The organism is Microbacterium sp. K27, from assembly GCF_004794435.1.
Taxonomy (GTDB): Bacteria; Actinomycetota; Actinomycetes; order Actinomycetales; family Microbacteriaceae; genus Microbacterium; species Microbacterium maritypicum_A.
Genome location: NZ_SSDK01000033.1, coordinates 68,162 through 84,463, shown reverse-complemented (window position 1 = coordinate 84,463; position 16,302 = coordinate 68,162). Strand labels below are relative to the sequence as shown.

At 68.4% G+C, this 16,302-nt stretch carries 15 protein-coding genes and 1 other RNA gene; 13 read left to right on the top strand and 3 right to left on the bottom strand.

Annotated features, from left to right (window positions below):
- Window positions 1-74 precede the first annotated feature (74 nt).
- From DW307_RS05725 to DW307_RS05710, 4 genes are all read left to right on the top strand, one after another.
- On the top strand, window positions 75-1,496 hold the full coding sequence (locus DW307_RS05725) for a PepSY-associated TM helix domain-containing protein (protein WP_136024271.1): 1,422 nt from the start codon (window positions 75-77) through the stop codon (window positions 1,494-1,496).
- A gap of 75 nt (window positions 1,497-1,571) precedes the next feature.
- Entirely contained in the window at window positions 1,572-2,129 is a 558-nt protein-coding gene (locus tag DW307_RS05720; RefSeq protein ID WP_029265052.1) for a dihydrofolate reductase family protein, read from the top strand.
- A gap of 82 nt (window positions 2,130-2,211) precedes the next feature.
- Window positions 2,212-3,099: a TIGR01777 family oxidoreductase gene (locus DW307_RS05715; RefSeq protein ID WP_136024270.1), complete on the top strand. Its 888-nt coding sequence runs from the start codon at window positions 2,212-2,214 to the stop codon at window positions 3,097-3,099.
- A gap of 74 nt (window positions 3,100-3,173) precedes the next feature.
- Window positions 3,174-4,127 (top strand): L-lactate dehydrogenase, encoded by a 954-nt coding sequence (locus DW307_RS05710; protein ID WP_021200718.1) that lies wholly within the window; start codon window positions 3,174-3,176, stop codon window positions 4,125-4,127.
- Between the two features lie 34 nt (window positions 4,128-4,161).
- Here DW307_RS05710 and DW307_RS05705 read toward each other — a convergent pair whose 3' ends face one another.
- The gene (locus tag DW307_RS05705) at window positions 4,162-4,926 is read right to left on the bottom strand and encodes an SDR family oxidoreductase (RefSeq protein WP_136024269.1); all 765 of its coding nucleotides are present in this window, start codon (window positions 4,924-4,926) and stop codon (window positions 4,162-4,164) included.
- Between the two features lie 100 nt (window positions 4,927-5,026).
- Between DW307_RS05705 and DW307_RS05700 the strand changes: the two genes are divergently transcribed.
- Window positions 5,027-5,863, top strand: a complete 837-nt coding sequence (locus tag DW307_RS05700; protein ID WP_136024268.1) for a helix-turn-helix transcriptional regulator — start codon at window positions 5,027-5,029, stop codon at window positions 5,861-5,863.
- 12 nt (window positions 5,864-5,875) lie between these two features.
- Here the strand turns inward: DW307_RS05700 and DW307_RS05695 are convergent, their stop codons facing one another.
- Complete coding sequence (locus DW307_RS05695) at window positions 5,876-6,724, bottom strand: aldo/keto reductase (RefSeq protein ID WP_136024267.1); 849 nt, start codon at window positions 6,722-6,724, stop codon at window positions 5,876-5,878.
- A gap of 42 nt (window positions 6,725-6,766) precedes the next feature.
- On the opposite strand from DW307_RS05695, the gene DW307_RS05690 reads away from it, so the two are divergent.
- From DW307_RS05690 to DW307_RS05670, 5 genes are all read left to right on the top strand, one after another.
- Window positions 6,767-7,189, top strand: a complete 423-nt coding sequence (locus DW307_RS05690; protein WP_136024266.1) for a YchJ family protein — start codon at window positions 6,767-6,769, stop codon at window positions 7,187-7,189.
- Between the two features lie 36 nt (window positions 7,190-7,225).
- Window positions 7,226-7,960: a zinc ribbon domain-containing protein gene (locus DW307_RS05685; protein WP_136024265.1), complete on the top strand. Its 735-nt coding sequence runs from the start codon at window positions 7,226-7,228 to the stop codon at window positions 7,958-7,960.
- Between the two features lie 22 nt (window positions 7,961-7,982).
- Entirely contained in the window at window positions 7,983-9,683 is a 1,701-nt protein-coding gene (locus DW307_RS05680) for a bifunctional 3'-5' exonuclease/DNA polymerase (protein WP_136024264.1), read from the top strand.
- A 43-nt stretch (window positions 9,684-9,726) separates the two neighbouring features.
- An RNA gene (gene rnpB / locus DW307_RS05675) (RNase P RNA component class A) lies at window positions 9,727-10,083 on the top strand.
- A gap of 96 nt (window positions 10,084-10,179) precedes the next feature.
- Window positions 10,180-10,836: a YoaK family protein gene (locus DW307_RS05670; RefSeq protein ID WP_168440990.1), complete on the top strand. Its 657-nt coding sequence runs from the start codon at window positions 10,180-10,182 to the stop codon at window positions 10,834-10,836.
- A 99-nt stretch (window positions 10,837-10,935) separates the two neighbouring features.
- On the opposite strand, the gene ppgK is transcribed toward DW307_RS05670, so the two are convergent.
- A complete protein-coding gene (gene ppgK, locus DW307_RS05665) occupies window positions 10,936-11,682 on the bottom strand; it encodes a polyphosphate--glucose phosphotransferase (RefSeq protein WP_021200710.1) in 747 nt (248 codons plus the stop codon).
- A 68-nt stretch (window positions 11,683-11,750) separates the two neighbouring features.
- On the opposite strand from ppgK, the gene DW307_RS05660 reads away from it, so the two are divergent.
- The 3 genes from DW307_RS05660 to DW307_RS05650 are packed head-to-tail and all read left to right on the top strand — an operon-like array spanning window position 11,751 to window position 16,300.
- Window positions 11,751-11,975 (top strand): hypothetical protein, encoded by a 225-nt coding sequence (locus DW307_RS05660; RefSeq protein ID WP_021200709.1) that lies wholly within the window; start codon window positions 11,751-11,753, stop codon window positions 11,973-11,975.
- Between the two features lie 2 nt (window positions 11,976-11,977).
- Window positions 11,978-13,315, top strand: coding sequence for a type I glutamate--ammonia ligase (gene glnA / locus DW307_RS05655; protein WP_021200708.1), 1,338 nt, complete (start codon window positions 11,978-11,980; stop codon window positions 13,313-13,315).
- Window positions 13,316-13,324: 9 nt separating this feature from the next.
- Window positions 13,325-16,300, top strand: coding sequence for a bifunctional [glutamine synthetase] adenylyltransferase/[glutamine synthetase]-adenylyl-L-tyrosine phosphorylase (locus DW307_RS05650; RefSeq protein ID WP_136024263.1), 2,976 nt, complete (start codon window positions 13,325-13,327; stop codon window positions 16,298-16,300).
- The last annotated feature ends 2 nt before the right edge of the window (window positions 16,301-16,302 follow it).

Sequence of the window (16,302 nt, the reverse complement as noted above, 5' to 3'; positions counted from 1 at the left end):
CCCGGGGGCACGCCTTTCTTCCCGGTGCGCACGACGATCTCATCGGCGACCCCTCACATCCGGAAAGCACCACCATGACCCTCACATCGTCCGAATCCGCCCCACACTCCCCACCCGCCACGTCCCGTCGACGCGGATGGTTCGTCCCTCTGCTGCTCCGTCTGCACTTCTACGCGGGCATCCTCGTCGGGCCGTTCATCCTCATCGCCGCCGTCAGCGGCGCCCTGTACGCGCTGACCCCGCAGCTGGAACAGGCCGTCTACGCGGAGCAGTTGCGTGCACCCGACACGCAGACATCACTCACCCTCGCGGAGCAGATCGAGGCCGCCGCCGACTACCGTGGCGACCCCTCCGGACTCCTCGCTGTGCGGCCCGCACCCGAACCCGGCGACACCACACGGATCATGTACGCCGAGGACGGGCTGGGACCGAGCGAATCCAGGGCCGTGTTCGTCGATCCCGGAACCGGAGAGATCCGCGGCGATCTGGTCGTCTACGGCACCAGTGGCGCGACGCCGCTCCGCACCTGGATCAGCAATCTCCACCGCAACCTCCACCTGGGAGACGCCGGACGTCTCTACAGCGAACTCGCCGCCTCCTGGCTCGGGATCGTGGTCGTGGCGGGTCTGGCGCTGTGGATCGTCCGCATCCGGATGTCCCGGGCGAAGAGGGACCTCCTTCGCCCGAACCTCGCCCACAAGGGCTACCGCGGGATGCTGGGCTGGCACACGAGCATCGGGATCTGGGTCATCCTCGGTGCGCTCTTCCTCTCCGCCACCGGAATCACCTGGTCGCAGTATGCCGGGAACAACGTCAGCAGTCTTCGCGCCGCACTCGACTGGGGCACGCCCTCGATCGAGACCAGCCTCGACGGCGGAACCGCGTCAGCGGATGAGCACGCCGGCCACAACGGCGCGATGACCGCACCGACCGGCGCCGCCAATCCTGCTACCTTCGACGCGATCCTCGCGATCGCGCAAGAAGAGAACGTCAACACGGGGCAGGTCGAGATCAAACCACCGGCAGAACCCGGCACGGCATGGACGATCCGCGAGATCAAGAGCAGCTTCCCCACGGAAGGCGACTCCCTCGCGATCAACGGGATCACCATGCAGGTCGTCGACCGGATCGACTTCGCGGACCTCCCGCTCGCTGCAAAGCTCGCCAGCTGGGGCATCAATGTGCACATGGGGGTGATGTTCGGACTCGTCAACCAGGTCGTGCTGTTCGTCGTCGCCGTCGGACTCGCCGCGATGGTCGTGCTCGGTTATCTCCTGTGGTGGAAACGGAGGACGCCGCGTGTCACGGGCCCCGTCGTCGGGGCCCCACCCCGCCGCGTGCTGCCGACGGCACCGTGGTGGGGGATCGGAGCGGTGGGAGTCGCCGCCGTTCTCATCGGCTTCTGGCTTCCGCTCGTCGGATGGACCCTCCTCGGCTTCGTGATCCTCGACACGGTCATCGGCGTCACGCGTTCGCGAGGCACCAAGGGCGGGTGAAGGCAGCCGATGAGCGGCGAGGCGTCCGTCCGAAAACCCCTGGCGGTCGCCTCGCCGCAGACCTATGCTCCCCGCATGGGACTTCTGACCTTCAGCATCAACGTCACCCTCGACGGCTGCGTCGATCATCGTGAGGGGATCGCCGACGACGAGACCCACGCCCACTTCACGCGACTGCTGCAGGAATCCGGTGCGATGCTCTGGGGCCGGACCACCTACGAGATGATGGAGGACGCCTGGCCGGCGGTCGCCCGCGGTGAGGTGGACGCTCCACGCGCGCTGTACGACTGGGCGGTCGCGCTGGACGCGAAGCCGAAGTATGTGGTCTCGTCCACGCGAGACGACTTCCCCTGGGTCAACAGCCATCGCCTCGTCGGAGACCTGCGCACGAGCGTGCAGAGACTTAAGGACGACACCCCCGATGGTGTCCTGCTCGGCAGCGGGATGCTGGCGAGCGAACTCGATCGCCTGGACCTGATCGACGAGTACCGGTTCCTCGTGCACCCCCGGATCGTGGGTCACGGCCCGACCCTGTATCAGGACGGACTGCCAGGAACACGCCGTCTCGAGCTGATCTCCGCCACACCGCTTCGCAGCGGGGTCATCGCGACGCACTATCGGCGGGCCCGCTGAGACCTGACCTCCGGGGAGCGAGGCGGCGCGTACGCTGGACCGCACGACACGATTCGGCGATCGGACAGGGGAGTTTTCACACATGGCGGGACGTATCGTCATCAGCGGGGCATCGGGCCTCATCGGCACCGCACTCGCCGCATCGCTCCGCGCGGATGGGATCGAAGTCACCGCTCTGGTCCGTCGGATCCCGCGATCGGAGGACGAGGCGCAATGGGCGCCGGGGGAGAGCGCACTCGACCCCGAGGTTCTGACGGGCGCAGACGCGGTCGTCGCCCTCGGCGGAGCCAGCGTGGGACGGCTGCCCTGGACACGCGGCTATCGTCGGGAGCTCGTCGACTCGCGGCTCCAGGCGACGCGTACCCTGACCACCGCGCTTCGGGCACTGCGCTCCGACGCCCCGGCGCTCGTCTCGGCATCCGCCGTCGGGTACTACGGCTCCGCCCCCGGTGAGATCCTCACCGAGGACTCGGCCGCAGGGCAGACCTTCCTGGCCGATCTGACCGTGCGGTGGGAAGCCGAAGCGCGACGTGCGGAAGACCACACCCGGGTCACCCTGCTCCGTACCGCGCCGGTGGTGCACAGACGCGGAGTCCTCAAGCCCCTCATCCAGCTGACCCGATTCGGCGTCTCCGGGCCGTTGGGCCGCGGCACGCAGATCTGGCCGTGGATCTCGCTCGATGACGAGGTGCGGGCGATCCGCCACATCCTGGACGCCAAGATCGTGGGGCCGGTCAACCTCACCGGACCCACTCCGGCCTCCGCGAACGACATCGGTCGTGCGCTCGCCGCGCGGATGCATCGGCCGTTCTGGCTGCCCGCGCCGGCCTGGGCGCTGCGCTGGGCTCTCGGGGACGCTGCGGAATCGCTGTTGCTCCCCGACGCCGATGTCCGGCCGCAGGTACTGGAGCGATCCGGATTCCGGTTCACACACGCGACTGCGGCGGAGGCTGTCGCCGCCGCGCTGTGACGTCGTCGAGCGGGACGGCATTCTTCCGGTGAGACCCCTCCCGGATCGGGGTGCCGCACTGCAAGACTGTGCGCATGGAGATCATCGAGAACTCGAAGCTCACGGTCGTCGGTGCGGGAAGCGTGGGATCGAGTGTCGCCTATGCGGCACTGATCCGTGGCTCTGCCCGGCACGTCGCGCTGTATGACATCGCGACCGAAAAGGTCGAGGCCGAGGTGCTCGACCTCGCCCACGGCACGCAGTTCACGGGCTCCAGCGACATCATCGGCGGCAGCGACATCTCCGTCGCGGCCGGTTCGCACGTCGTGGTGATCACGGCCGGGGCCAAGCAGAAGCCCGGCCAGACCCGCATCGAGCTCGCTGAGGTCAACGCGGGCATCATCCGCCGCATGATGCCCGATCTGCTCGAAGTCGCACCGAACGCCATCTACGTGATCGTCACGAATCCCTGCGACGTGCTGACGGTGATCGCACAGGAGGAGACGGGGCTTCCGCCGGAGCGGATCTTCGCCTCGGGAACCGTGCTCGACACGTCGAGGCTGCGGTGGAAGCTCGGTGAGCGCGCCGGAGTGTCGACCGCCAGCGTGCACGCCCACATCATCGGCGAGCACGGCGACACCGAATTCCCGCTCTGGTCCCGCGCGACGATCGGCACCGTGCCGATCCTGGAGTGGGAGACGCCGGGGCACCCGCGCTTCACGCTCGACGAGCTGCAGGAGATCGCGGTCGACGTGCGTGACGCCGCGTACAAGGTCATCCAGGGCAAGGGAGCCACGAACTATGCGATCGGCCTGTCGAGCGCGCGCATCGTCGAGGCGATCCTGAGCGACGAGCATGCGGTGATGCCGGTGAGCACGGTGCTGCGCGACTTCCACGGGCTCGACGGTGTCGCCCTCTCGGTGCCGTCGATCGTGAGCGCGGCGGGTGCCGTGCCGATCCGGAACACATCGTTCTCCGACGGTGAGCTGGCGTTGCTGCGTCAGTCCGCCGATGCCCTCACCGCCGCGGCTGCCACCCTGCGTCCCTGAGGGCGCCGGGCTCGGAGGCCGACGCCCTCAGTTCTCAGCGACCGTGAGGGTCGGTGCGATTCAGCGTCGCGACGACCTGGTCGTAGTCGCCGCGGGCTTCGCCGTAGCGGAGGAACTTGACCCGCTCGACCTGGATCTCGGTGGCGTCCGGCTGCGACTCGATCAGCATCATGACCTCGTCGATGAACTCGTCGAGCGGCATCGCCGACTCGTTTTCCTCGTGCCCGGGCATGAGCGGCGTGCGCACGGCCGGCGGCTCCAGCTCGAGCACCGACACGCTGCTCCTCTCGAGCTGCAGGCGCAGAGACTCGCTGAGCATGTGGATGGCGGCCTTGCTGGCGTTGTAGGTCGGGGTCACCCGGAGCGGGGCGAACGCGAGCCCGGAGGAGACCGTCATGATCGTCGCATCCGGCTGCGCGCGCAGGTGATCGATGAAAGCGGCGATGAGCCGGATGGGCCCGAGGACGTTCGTGGTCACCGTCTCCTCGGCGGTGGAGAGGAAGCCTGACGGGGTCGTCCAGTCCTCTGCCCGCATGACGCCGGCCATGGTGATGAGCACATTGAGATCAGGGTGCTCGGCGAGCACAGTACGGGCAGCGGCCTCGATGCTGCGCGCGTCGGCAGTGTCGATGCGGATCGTGTGGATGCCGGGGTGCGCGGTCGCGATGGCCGTGAGGCGGTCCTCGCGGCGTCCGCCCACGATCACGGTGTTGCCCCGATCGTGCAGGCGCAGCGCGAGGGCGAGGCCGATACCGCTCGTCGCTCCCGGGATGAAGATGGTGTTTCCGCTGATGTTCATGCGACCAGCCTCGGCTTCCTGGCACCGTCCATCCAGAGAGCGGACATCCAGGGATCGGGGATCCCTGGAACCGGGGTCGACAGCGGGGGATACTTCAGGGGTGGATCGTGATGCACTGGCCGAATTCCTCCTCCGTCGGCGGGAGGCGCTGAGGCCCGTTGACGTCGGGCTCCCGGCGGGGCCGCGACGACGCACCGCGGGACTGCGCAGGGAGGAGGTGGCGCAGTTGGCGACCATGTCGACGGATTATTACGCCCGTCTGGAGCAGCGGCGTGGTCCGCAGCCGAGCGTGCAGATCCTCGCCGCGCTGGCCCGGGCTCTGCGCCTGACCGAGGACGAGCGCGACTACCTCTTCCGGCTCTGCGGCCACAGTGCCCCCGATCGTGCACACATCACGGAGTACGTACGCCCCGGCATCCTCCGCGTGCTCGACCGACTGCACGACACCCCGGCCTTCGTCGTCTCCGTCCTCGATGAAGTGTTGGTGCAGAACGATGCGTCCCGCGCGCTCGTGGGCGATGCTCGTGCACTCACCGGGCTCGACCGCAGCGGCATCTACCGCTGGTTCGCGTATCCCGACGTCGAACGGCGTCGGTATCGCGAGGCCGATCACCCGCGACAGGCCCGCGCCCTGGTCGGGTCGCTGCGCGCCGCGCACGGCGTGATGGGCCCCCGATCCCGCGCCGGGGAGATCGTCGCAGAGCTGACCGCCCGGAGCCCGGAGTTCGTCGAGCTGTGGGACGCCCACGTGGTGAGCCGTCGGTTCGAGCAGCACAAGGTGATGGTGCATCCGGAACTGGGCGAGATCGAGGTGGACTGTCAGGCGCTCTTCACCGAGGATGAATCGCACGCGTTGATCGTTCTCACCGCCGCACCCGGAAGCGAATCGGCGAGCAAGCTCGAATTCCTGAGGGTGCTCGGCACGCAGAAGGTCTGACGCGAGCCTGCCTCAGGACTCCTCGTGGGTTCGCGGGTCGGCGTCGAAGAGGCGTCCGTCCGCGCGTCCCAGCGCAGTGATCGCCGCGACCTCGGCATCGTCGAGCACGATCTCGGCGGCTGCGAGGTTCGCCACCTGATGTTCGAGCGACGACGCCTTCGGGATCGACACCGTGCCGCGGGCGACGTGCCACGCGAGGACTGTCTGCGCGTTCGTGATGCCACGGGCCGCGGCGATGTCGTGGATCACCTGTTCGTCGAAGAGCTCCTTCGCACGACCCAGCGGACTCCATGCCTCGGTGAGGATGCCGTGCTCTCGGTGGTAGGCGAGCTGCTCTTCCTGCGGGAAGTACGGATGCACCTCGATCTGGTTGACGACGGGCCGCACCCCGGTCTCCTGCTCGATGCGCTCCAGGTGCTCCGGGAGGAAGTTCGACACGCCGATCTGCCGGACGACACCCCGAGCCTGGGCATCGACGAGCGCGACCCAGGCCTGGACGTACTCGTCCTGGAGGGGGTTCGGCCAATGGATGAGGTGCAGGTCCGTCACATCGAGTCCGAGGCGGGAACGACTCTCCTCGATGCTCGTGCGCGCCTTCGCCGAGGGATGGTGGCGGCCGGGGAGCTTCGTGGTCACGATGATCTCGGAGCGATCGACCTCCGAGGCGGCGACCCCGCGCCCGACCGATCCCTCGTTCTCATAGTTGAACGCCGTGTCGACCAGGCGGTAGCCCGCGCCGATGCCGCCGCTGACGGCCTCCGCCCCGACATCGCCGTGGAGTCCGTAGGTGCCGAGGCCGATGGCCGGGAGAGCGAACCCGTTGTGGGCGGTGAACGAGGGGACGACGGGCTGAGTGGTCACGATGCTCCTTCTTGGCCTTTTCGTCGAGCGTACGCTGAGGGGATGACAACGGAGGCGGAGATGGCGCCGGATGACGTCGTGATCGACGACGGGTCACGCTGCCCGTGCTCGTCCGGGGACACGTTCGGCGCGTGCTGCCGCCCGATTCTCGATGGAGCCGCTGCTCCGACGGCGGAGCGTCTGATGCGTTCGCGTTACACGGCCTTCGTCGTTCAGGACGCGGCGCACCTTCTGCGCAGCTGGCATCCGACGACGAGGCCGGAGACGATCGATTTCGAGCCCGACCTCGACTGGCGGCGGCTGGTCCTCATCGATCGCGTGGCCGGAGGCCCCTTCGACCGCGACGGCGTGGTGGAGTTCGAGGCGCTCTGGCGTCAGGGAGCAGCGAGGGGGTCGCTGCACGAGCGCAGCCGCTTCGTGCGGGAGGACCGTCACTGGTACTACGTCGACGGCGACGTGCACTGATGGGCGGATGTCGTGACAGCGACTAGATTTGAGAGCGTGAACGCCAGCCCCGAGAACCAGCGCACCCTGCTCGACATCGCCGACCTCGATCGGCGCATCGCGCAGACCGAGCGTGCACGAACGAAGCCGAGCCAGGCGGGGCGGATCACCGAGCTCGTCGCGATCCGCCAGGAGCAGCTCCGCGAGCTGACCGCGCTCGCCGGCACCCGCGACGATGTGCGCACCGAGCTGAAGCGCCTGGAATCCGATGTCGCCGTCGTCGAGGCACGACGGAATCGCGACGCGGAGCGGCTCGCCGCATCGACGAACTCCAAGGACGCACAGGCGCTCGAGCACGAACTGGCGAGCCTCGCCCGCCGGCAGAGCGACCTCGAGGACGCCGAACTCGATGTGATGGGACGGCTCGAGGAAGCAGAAGCCGCCCTCGCCGCGCAGCAGGCACTTCTCGACACCACGACGGCCGAGGGTTCCGCGCTGACGGCGCAGGCGAAGGCGGATGTCGCCGCGGCCACCGAGCTCGGTGCACAACTCGCCCGCGATCGGGCTGCCGTTGCGGAAGGCGTGGCGCCGGAGGTGCTGGCCGAGTACGCACGCCGTGCCGCGAACAGCGCGGGCGCCGCGCTGCTCACTCGCGGCACCTGCGAAGGCTGCCGCATCCTGCTCCCCAGCACCGACCTGAACGACATCCGTCGCGCGGCCGACGATCTCGTGGTCTCATGTCCCGAATGCGGCTGCATCCTCGTGCGCACCGAGGAGTCCGGGCTCGCATGAGCGGCGCCTGCGCGCGCCGGCGATGACGACACCGGCGTCGGGCGTCGAGAGACGCATCGCGCTGATCTCCGTCGGGCCGCGGGAGTACGCGGCGATCGAACTCGACGGGAAAGACCGAGAGCAGGACCGCACGTTTCTGCGCGCCGATGATCTCGCCGCGTGGGTTCGTTCGGTCGAGGATTCCGATGCTCCGCGATGGATCATGCGCTCCGCCGCGGAAACCTATGCGCTTCTCCTCGGCCACGGAGTTCGGATCACGCGCAGCCATGATCTGGTCCTGTGCCACGCCATCCTGCGGGACACCTCGTCGGTTCCGAGCCCGCTTCCGGCATCGCCCGATTGGGAGCGACGCGAACCGGCCGCAGCGGTCCCATCGCTGTTCGACGTGTTCGACGATGTCGTCGATGACGATGCGGTCGCCGTGACGCTCGATCAGTACCGGGCGCAGCGCGACGTGATCGCTGCGGCACCGGACGGACGTCTCACGCTTCTGTGCGCCGCCGAATCGGCGGGTGGCCTGATCGCCGAGGAGATGCGGGTCGCAGGGTTGCCCTGGGACGCGGGCGTGCACGATGCGATCCTGACCGACGCCCTGGGGACGCGTCCGGTCGCCGGGGGAGTGCCGAGCCGCATGGTCGAGCTCGGCGATCGGGTGCGTGAGCTCCTCGGTGACTCCTCGCTCCACCTCGACAGCCAGCAGAAGCTGCTTCGGGCGCTGCATCGCGTCGGCATCCAGGTGGAGTCCACGAGTCGGTGGGAGCTCGCCGAGCACGATCATCCCGTGGTCGAACCGCTGCTCGCGTACAAGAAGCTCTCGAGACTGCTCAGCGCGAACGGCTGGGCATGGCTTGCGGAGTGGGTGCACGAGGGACGATTCCGTCCGGTGTACATCCCGGGTGGCGTCGTCACCGGGCGCTGGGCCTCGGCCGGCGGTGGGGCGCTCCAGCTGCCGAGGAGCCTGCGCCCCGCAGTGCGGGCGGATCCCGGATGGATTCTGGTCGTGGCGGACGTCGCGCAGTTGGAACCCCGGATGCTCGCCGCGATGGCGGCCGATGAGGCGATGGCCCGGGCCGCCCGGGGGAGTGATCTCTACGCCGGAGTCGTCGCCTCCGGTGCGGTCGCGACCCGAGAGGAAGCGAAGTACGCGGTTCTCGGAGCGATGTACGGAGCCACGACGGGCGACAGCGGCCGGCTGGTTCCGCGCCTGCGCAAGGTGTACCCGCGCGCGATGGCGCTCGTCGATGCCGCAGCGCGCACGGGAGAGGACGGTGGCATCGTGTCGACCTGGCTCGGCCGATCCTCCCCGCGGCCATCGGTGGAGTGGATGCGGCTGCAGTCTGAAGCGACCGACGCGGACGCCGACCCGGCGGTCGTGGCTCTCGCGCGACGCAGAGCACGCGACTGGGGGCGATTCACCCGGAACTTCGTGGTGCAGGGCACGGCTGCCGAGTGGTCCTTGATCTGGTTGGCGGAGATCCGTCATCGGCTGCAGCAGATCCCCGAGGTGTTCGCCGAGGCTGCGGCATCCGGTCCGTTCGCACGCGCGCCGCACCTCGCGTTCTTCCTGCACGACGAGGTGATCCTGCATGTTCCGCTCGAACATGCCGAGGCCGCCGCGGAGGCCGTGCGAGAGGCAGCGGCCACCGCGACGACGAGACTGTTCGGCTCTTTCCCGATCGATGTGCCCCTCGACCTGCGCATCGCGGAGTCGGCGGAGAAGTAGTCGCAGGCCGGGGGATCCGGAGAACGTAGACTGGAGACGCGAATGGGTCGACTGGACGGCCGCGTTGCGGGTGACCGCACCGAGGAACGTCCGGGCTCCTCAGGGCAGGACGGTGGGTAACGCCCACCCGGAGCAATCCGCGAGAAAGTGCCACAGAGAGTAGACCGCCCCGCAAGGGGTAAGGGTGAAAGGGTGGTGTAAGAGACCACCGGGGGCCATGGTGACATGGCCCGCCAGGTAAACCTCGTCCGGAGCAAGGTCAGACAGAGGATGTTGACGCGGCTCGCCGAGTCCTCGGGTAGACCGCTAGAGTGCCACGGCAACGTGTCGCCGAGAGAGATGGCCGTCGAAGGGGCGAAGAACCCCGGAACAGAACCCGGCGTACAGGTCGGCCCATTCGCACCGCACGACCTGAGCAGGTGTTCTCGGAGTGCCCTCGGCGAATCCGGATCATCACGTCCATCGCCCGAAAAGGCACGTCCATGAGGTCGAGATCATGCGCGAAGTGACGCGCCGGGGTCTGGCACTGTCTCTGGTGCTCAGCGGCGTGGCGGGGTATGTGGATGCGATCGGCTTCATCGATACCGGTGGATTCTTCGTCTCCTTCATGAGCGGGAACTCGACCCAGGCCGGCGTCGACATCCTCGAGGGCGGACTCGCGGCCTCGCTCCTGCCGTTGGCGCTCGTGGCTGCTTTCGTCGCAGGAGTCGTCACGGGAGCGATCATCGCCGGGGACGGGCGCCCGCGCGCGTGGGCTGTTGCGGCGTCCGCCTCCGCCGTCGCTCTGAGCGCATGCCTCGCCGCGATCGCACCGACGGGGCCGGCTCGATTCTGGATGCTGGCCTTCGCCATGGGAGCGCTGAACACCCTGTACCTCACGGACGGGCGCGCGCGGGTCGCGATCACGTACGCAACCGGGACGTTGGTCAGCCTGGGGCTTGCGCTCGCTTCGCTCGTCACCGGCCGATCCGGGTCCGCGTGGGTGCGTCCGCTGCTGCTCTGGGGGTCGCTCGCGGGCGGCGCCGTGATCGGTGCCGCGGCGCACCGGCTCGGAAGCGGTGCGGCGCTGCTTCTCGCCGCGATCGTGCTCGCCCTCGCTGCGGTCGGTCTGGCCGCGAGTCGCCGCGGGCGCCGGGAGCGACCGAACGATTGATCGGCGGTGTTCCGAGAGCAGTGTTCGCAGGCGACGGACAGACGAAGGCCCCGGTGACATCGAGTCAGCGGGGCCTTCGGGTGTCCGGCGTCGTGGCGATCAGTCCCCGGCCAGGGACGCCGCACCGATGATGCCGGAGTTGTTGCGGTGGATCGCCGGGACGATCGGGGTCTTGAGATCGAGAAGCGGGAGGAAGTCGCCCGCATTCTTCGACACGCCGCCGCCGACCACGAACAGGTCGGGGCTGAACAGGAACTCGATGTGCGAGTAGAACGCCTGCAGGCGCTCGGCCCACTCGGCCCAGGTGAGGTTCTCGCGCTCGCGCGCCGAGGTCGCGGCGTACGTCTCGACCGACTCGTACTCACGGAAGTTCAGGTGCCCGAGCTCGGTGTTCGGCAGCAGCACACCGTCGTAGAGGAAAGCCGATCCGATACCGGTGCCGAGGGTCGTCAGAAGGGTGAAGCCGCGCACGTCCCTGGCGGCTCCGTGGCGGGCCTCCGCGACGCCGGCGGCATCGGCGTCGTTGACGAAGACGATGTTGCGGCCGAGGCCGTCCCGGAAGAACCGCTCCGCGTCGAAGTCGATCCACTCCTTCGAGACGTTCGCGGCGGAGAGGGTCTTGCCGCGCTTGACGATCGCCGGGAAGGCGACACCGAGCGGAAGGGTGGAGTCGTGGACGTCGAGCGTCTTCAGAACGGTCTGCACGGCGTTGAGCACATCCTGCGGCGATGCGCCCTCGGGAGTGGGGACCCGCACCCGGTCGGATGCCATGATTCCGTGCTCGAGGTCGACGATTCCTGCTTTGATACCCGTGCCGCCGATGTCGACGCCGATCGCTTTTGCCATGGGCGATAGCTTAGCGACCGCGGTGCGCGCCAGTAGGATCGATGACATCACGTGAAGAAGGGGCAGACATGTCTGACGGCGACCACAAGTACTGGTACAACTCCACGACCGGCGAGATCGAGTTCGGCATGATCTCGCCCTCCATCGACCGCATCGGTCCGTTCGACACGGAGGCCGAGGCCCGCCGTGCGCCCGAGGTCGTCAAGGAGCGTTCGCGCGCCTGGGCCGAGGAAGAGGCCGTCGAGCAGGGCTGGGATGTCAAGGGCGACGCAAAGGGCCAGGGCGCAGAGTAGCCATGGACAAGCAGAGGGACTTCGTCCTCCGGACCATCGAGGAGCGCGGCGTCAAGTTCGTGCGGCTGTGGTTCACGGACGTGATCGGCACGCTCAAGTCGGTGGCCATCGCGCCGGCCGAGGTCGAGGGCGCCTTCGCGGAGGGCATCGGGTTCGACGGTTCGGCGATCGAGGGGCTGACACGCACCTACGAATCCGATCTGCTCGCGCAGCCCGATCCGACGACGTTCCAGACGCTGCCCTGGCGCGGGGAGATCGACCCGACCGCGCGCATGTTCTGCGACCTGACGACGCCCGACGGGCAGCCGGCCGTCGCCGACCCGCGTCACGTGCTCAAGCGCACGCTCGCGAAGGCCGCGGACGCCGGATTCACGTTCTACACGCATCCGGAGATCGAGTTCTATCTGCTGAAGTCCTCCTCGTTCGGTCCCGACGGCCCCGTGCCCGTGGACTCGGCCGGATACTTCGACAATGTTCCCGGTGGCACGGCACACGACTTCCGCCGCCGCTCGGTGCGGATGCTGGAAGACCTCGGCATCTCCGTGGAGTTCAGCCACCATGAAGGCGGCCCCGGGCAGAACGAGATCGATCTCCGTTACGCGGACGCACTCACGACAGCCGACAACATCATGACCTTCCGCACGGTGATCAAGGAGGTGGCGATCGAGCAGGGCGTCTATGCGACGTTCATGCCGAAGCCCCTCAGCGACCAGCCCGGCAGCGGGATGCACACGCACATGTCGCTGTTCGAAGGCGACCAGAACGCCTTCTACGAAGAAGGCGCCAAGTACCAGCTGTCGAAGACAGGGCGGCACTTCATCGCGGGCCTGCTCCGTCATGCGAACGAGATCTCTGCAGTCACCAACCAGTTCGTCAACTCGTACAAGCGCCTGTGGGGCGGCGACGAGGCGCCGAGCTTCGTGACCTGGGGCCACGCCAACCGCTCCGCTCTCGTCCGCGTGCCGATGTACAAGCCCAACAAGAGCCAGTCGTCCCGCGTGGAGTACCGGGGCATCGATTCGGCGTCGAACCCGTATCTCGCGTACGCACTCCTGCTCGCAGCGGGGCTCAAAGGAATCGAGGAGGGATACGATCTCCCGCCCGAGGCCGAGAACAACGTGTGGTCGCTGAGCGACGCCGAGCGGCGTGCACTGGGCTACGAGGCGCTGCCGGCGAGTCTCGACCATGCCCTGGAGTACATGGAGGCATCCGAGCTCGTCGCGGAGACGCTGGGCGAGCAGGTCTTCAACTACGTGCTGCTCAACAAGCGCAAGGAATGGGAGGCCTACCGAGGTCAGGTCACCCCGTTCGAGCTGAAGAGCAATCTCGAACTGCTCTGATCCGCACAGATGGCGCGTCCTGACGATTCGGTCTCCCTCTCCGCGCTGGCGAGGCTCGGTTTCTCCGAGCTGAGTGAAGCCGCGGCCTCTCTCGCTGAGCTGGCGGCCATTCTGGATCAGCCGCGCTCGGTCCTGCTCGAGGCGGCCGACGCCGCCGACCCCGATGCAGCGGTGCGCGGACTCCTGCGGGTGGCGCGCCGCGACGAGGAGCCGTTGCGGCGGCTGCTGGTCGACGAGGAGACCCGTCGGCGGGTATGGCGGGTGTTCGGCGCGTCGGAAGGGTTCGCCGAGTTCTTCCTCCGCCACCCGGATCAGCTCTCGGTCCTGGAAGGGCCGATCGTCGGGCTGCCCTCGTCGGCGGAGCTGCAGGAGCGCCTGCTGGCTGCGGTGGGCGCGGAAGACGGCTTCGCGCAGTCGGGTGACGATGATGCGGTCGTCGCGATCAGAATCGCGTATCGTCGGCATCTCGCCGCGATCGCCGCCTATGATCTCTCGCATCCGCACCCGGAGTCGATCGTCGGACCGGTGTCTGCGGCGCTGGCGGACAGCGCGGGTGCCGCCCTCGAAGCGTCGCTCGCCGTCGCCAGGACCAGACTGCAGGCATCGATGGGCCGTGCGGAAGTGGCCGCGACGCGTCTCGCCGTCATCGGGATGGGCAAGGCCGGGGCTCGCGAGCTGAACTACGTCAGCGACGTCGATGTGATCTTCGTCGGCGGGAGTAGCGACGAGGAGATCCTCTCGGAGGCGCGGGCGATCGATATCGCCACGCGACTCGCGCGCGAGACCATGCGCAACCTCGACGCCATCGAGGTGGAGCCGCCGCTGTGGGAGGTGGACGCCGCTCTCCGCCCCGAAGGCAAGCAGGGTGCACTGGTCCGCTCGCTCGCGTCGCATCTCGCGTACTACGACCGCTGGGCGAAGAGCTGGGAGTTCCAGGCGCTGCTCAAGGCCCGTCCGATCGCGGGAGACGCCGAGCTCGGGGGCGAGTACATCGCCGCGGTGCAGCCGAAGATCTGGTCGAGCGCGGCGCGACAGGACTTCGTGGAGAGCGTGCAGCGCATGCGGGAGCGCGTGATGGAGCACATCGATCCCGAGGATGCGCCGTATCAGCTGAAGCTCGGAGCCGGCGGTCTGCGAGACATCGAGTTCACGGTGCAGCTGCTGCAGCTGGTCCACGGTCTCACCGACGAATCGCTGCGCACGCGTGGAACCCTGGAGAGTCTCGACGCACTCGTCGAGGGCGGCTACATCGGACGCGTCGATGCAGCCGCGTTCGCCGACGACTATCGTCTGCTGCGGCTCATGGAGCACCGCCTCCAGCTCAGGGAGCTCAGCCGCACGCATCTGATGCCGCGCACTCCTGCCGGTCTTCGGATCCTGGCGCGAGGCACCGGACTGGCCGAGAGCGGCGAGGGCGTGTGGGCGCGCTGGGAGAGCGTGCGTCGCGAGGTGCGCGAGATCCACACCCGCCTGTTCTACCGGCCGCTGCTCAGCGCCGTCGCCGGGCTGCCGGAGGAGGAGCGCACGCTCTCCGCAGCCCAGGCGCACGACCGCCTGGCGGCGATCGGGTTCCGTGACCCGGCGGGAGCTCTCCGGCACATCGGCGCCCTCACGAGCGGACTGAGCCGTAAGGCGACGATCCAACGCCACCTGATGCCCATCATGGTGCGGTGGTTCGCGGACGGCAGCGACCCCGACTATGCGCTCCTCGCATTCCGGCGCATCAGCGAGCGTCTCGGGGACACTCCCTGGTTCCTGCGGATGCTGCGGGACTCCTCAGGGGCCGCCGAGAGCCTCACCCGCCTGTTGTCATCCTCACGCTACGTCGGGGAGCTCCTGGAGTGGATCCCCGAATCCGTGGCATGGTTGGACAGCACGGGGCGTCTGCGCCCTCGGGGCGCGGCAGCGCTCGACGAGGAGGCTCGTGCGATACAGACGCGTCATGAGTCCATCGGCGATGCGCTGCGCGCCGTCAGGGCGCTGCGCAGGCGTGAGCTCCTGCGCACCGCTATGGGAGCAGTCCTCGACGTCCTCACCATCGAAGAGGTGGCCACCGCACTCACCGAGATCACCGAGGCCACGATTCAAGCCGCCCTGCGCGCGGTGATCCGCGAGGTGGTCCCGCTCGAAGACGAGGCGTTGGACTTCGCCGTCATCGCGATGGGACGGTTCGGTGGCGCCGAGCTCGGCTTCGGGTCCGACGCCGACATCCTCTACGTGTACGACGCGAACGGCGTCGATCCGCAGCGCGCCCAGAAGCTGGCGACGCAGATCGTGGCGGGGCTGCGCGAGCACCTGACCGATCATCGCCTCCCGCTCGACCTCGATGCCGATCTGAGGCCGGAGGGACGCAACGGGCCGGTCGTGCGATCCATCGAGGCGTACACGGAGTACTACCGACGCTGGTCGCTGTCGTGGGAGGCGCAGGCCCTGCTCCGCGCCCGCGGCGTCGCCGGGAGCGCGAAGCTGATCACGCGTTTCACCGCCCTGGCCGACACGATCCGCTATCCCGAGTCCGTCGATCTGCAGGGCACACGTGAGATCAAGCGGATCAAGGCCAGGGTCGAGGGGGAGCGGCTGCCGCAGGGCGCCGATCCGCGGCGTCACCTGAAACTCGGTCCCGGCTCGCTCAGCGACGTGGAGTGGCTGGTGCAACTGCTGCAGCTGCAGCATGCGCACGCGGTTCCCGGGTTGCGCACGACGTCGACGCTCGGTGCCCTCGAGGCTGCCGTCGCCGCTGATCTCGTCTCCGACGAGGACGCGCTGCGCCTTCGTGAAGCCTGGCTCCTGTCCAGCCGTCTCCGCTCTGCGATCACCCTGCTCACCGGGCAGACGAGTGACGTGCTGCCGGCGGATCGTCGACAGCTCGACGCGATCGGCAGGCTCCTGGGCTACCCCGATCGATCGGCGACCGAGCTCGAAGAGGATTACCTCGGGGTCACCCGACGCGCACGGAAGACCTTCGAGCAGCTCTTTTACGGCTGAGT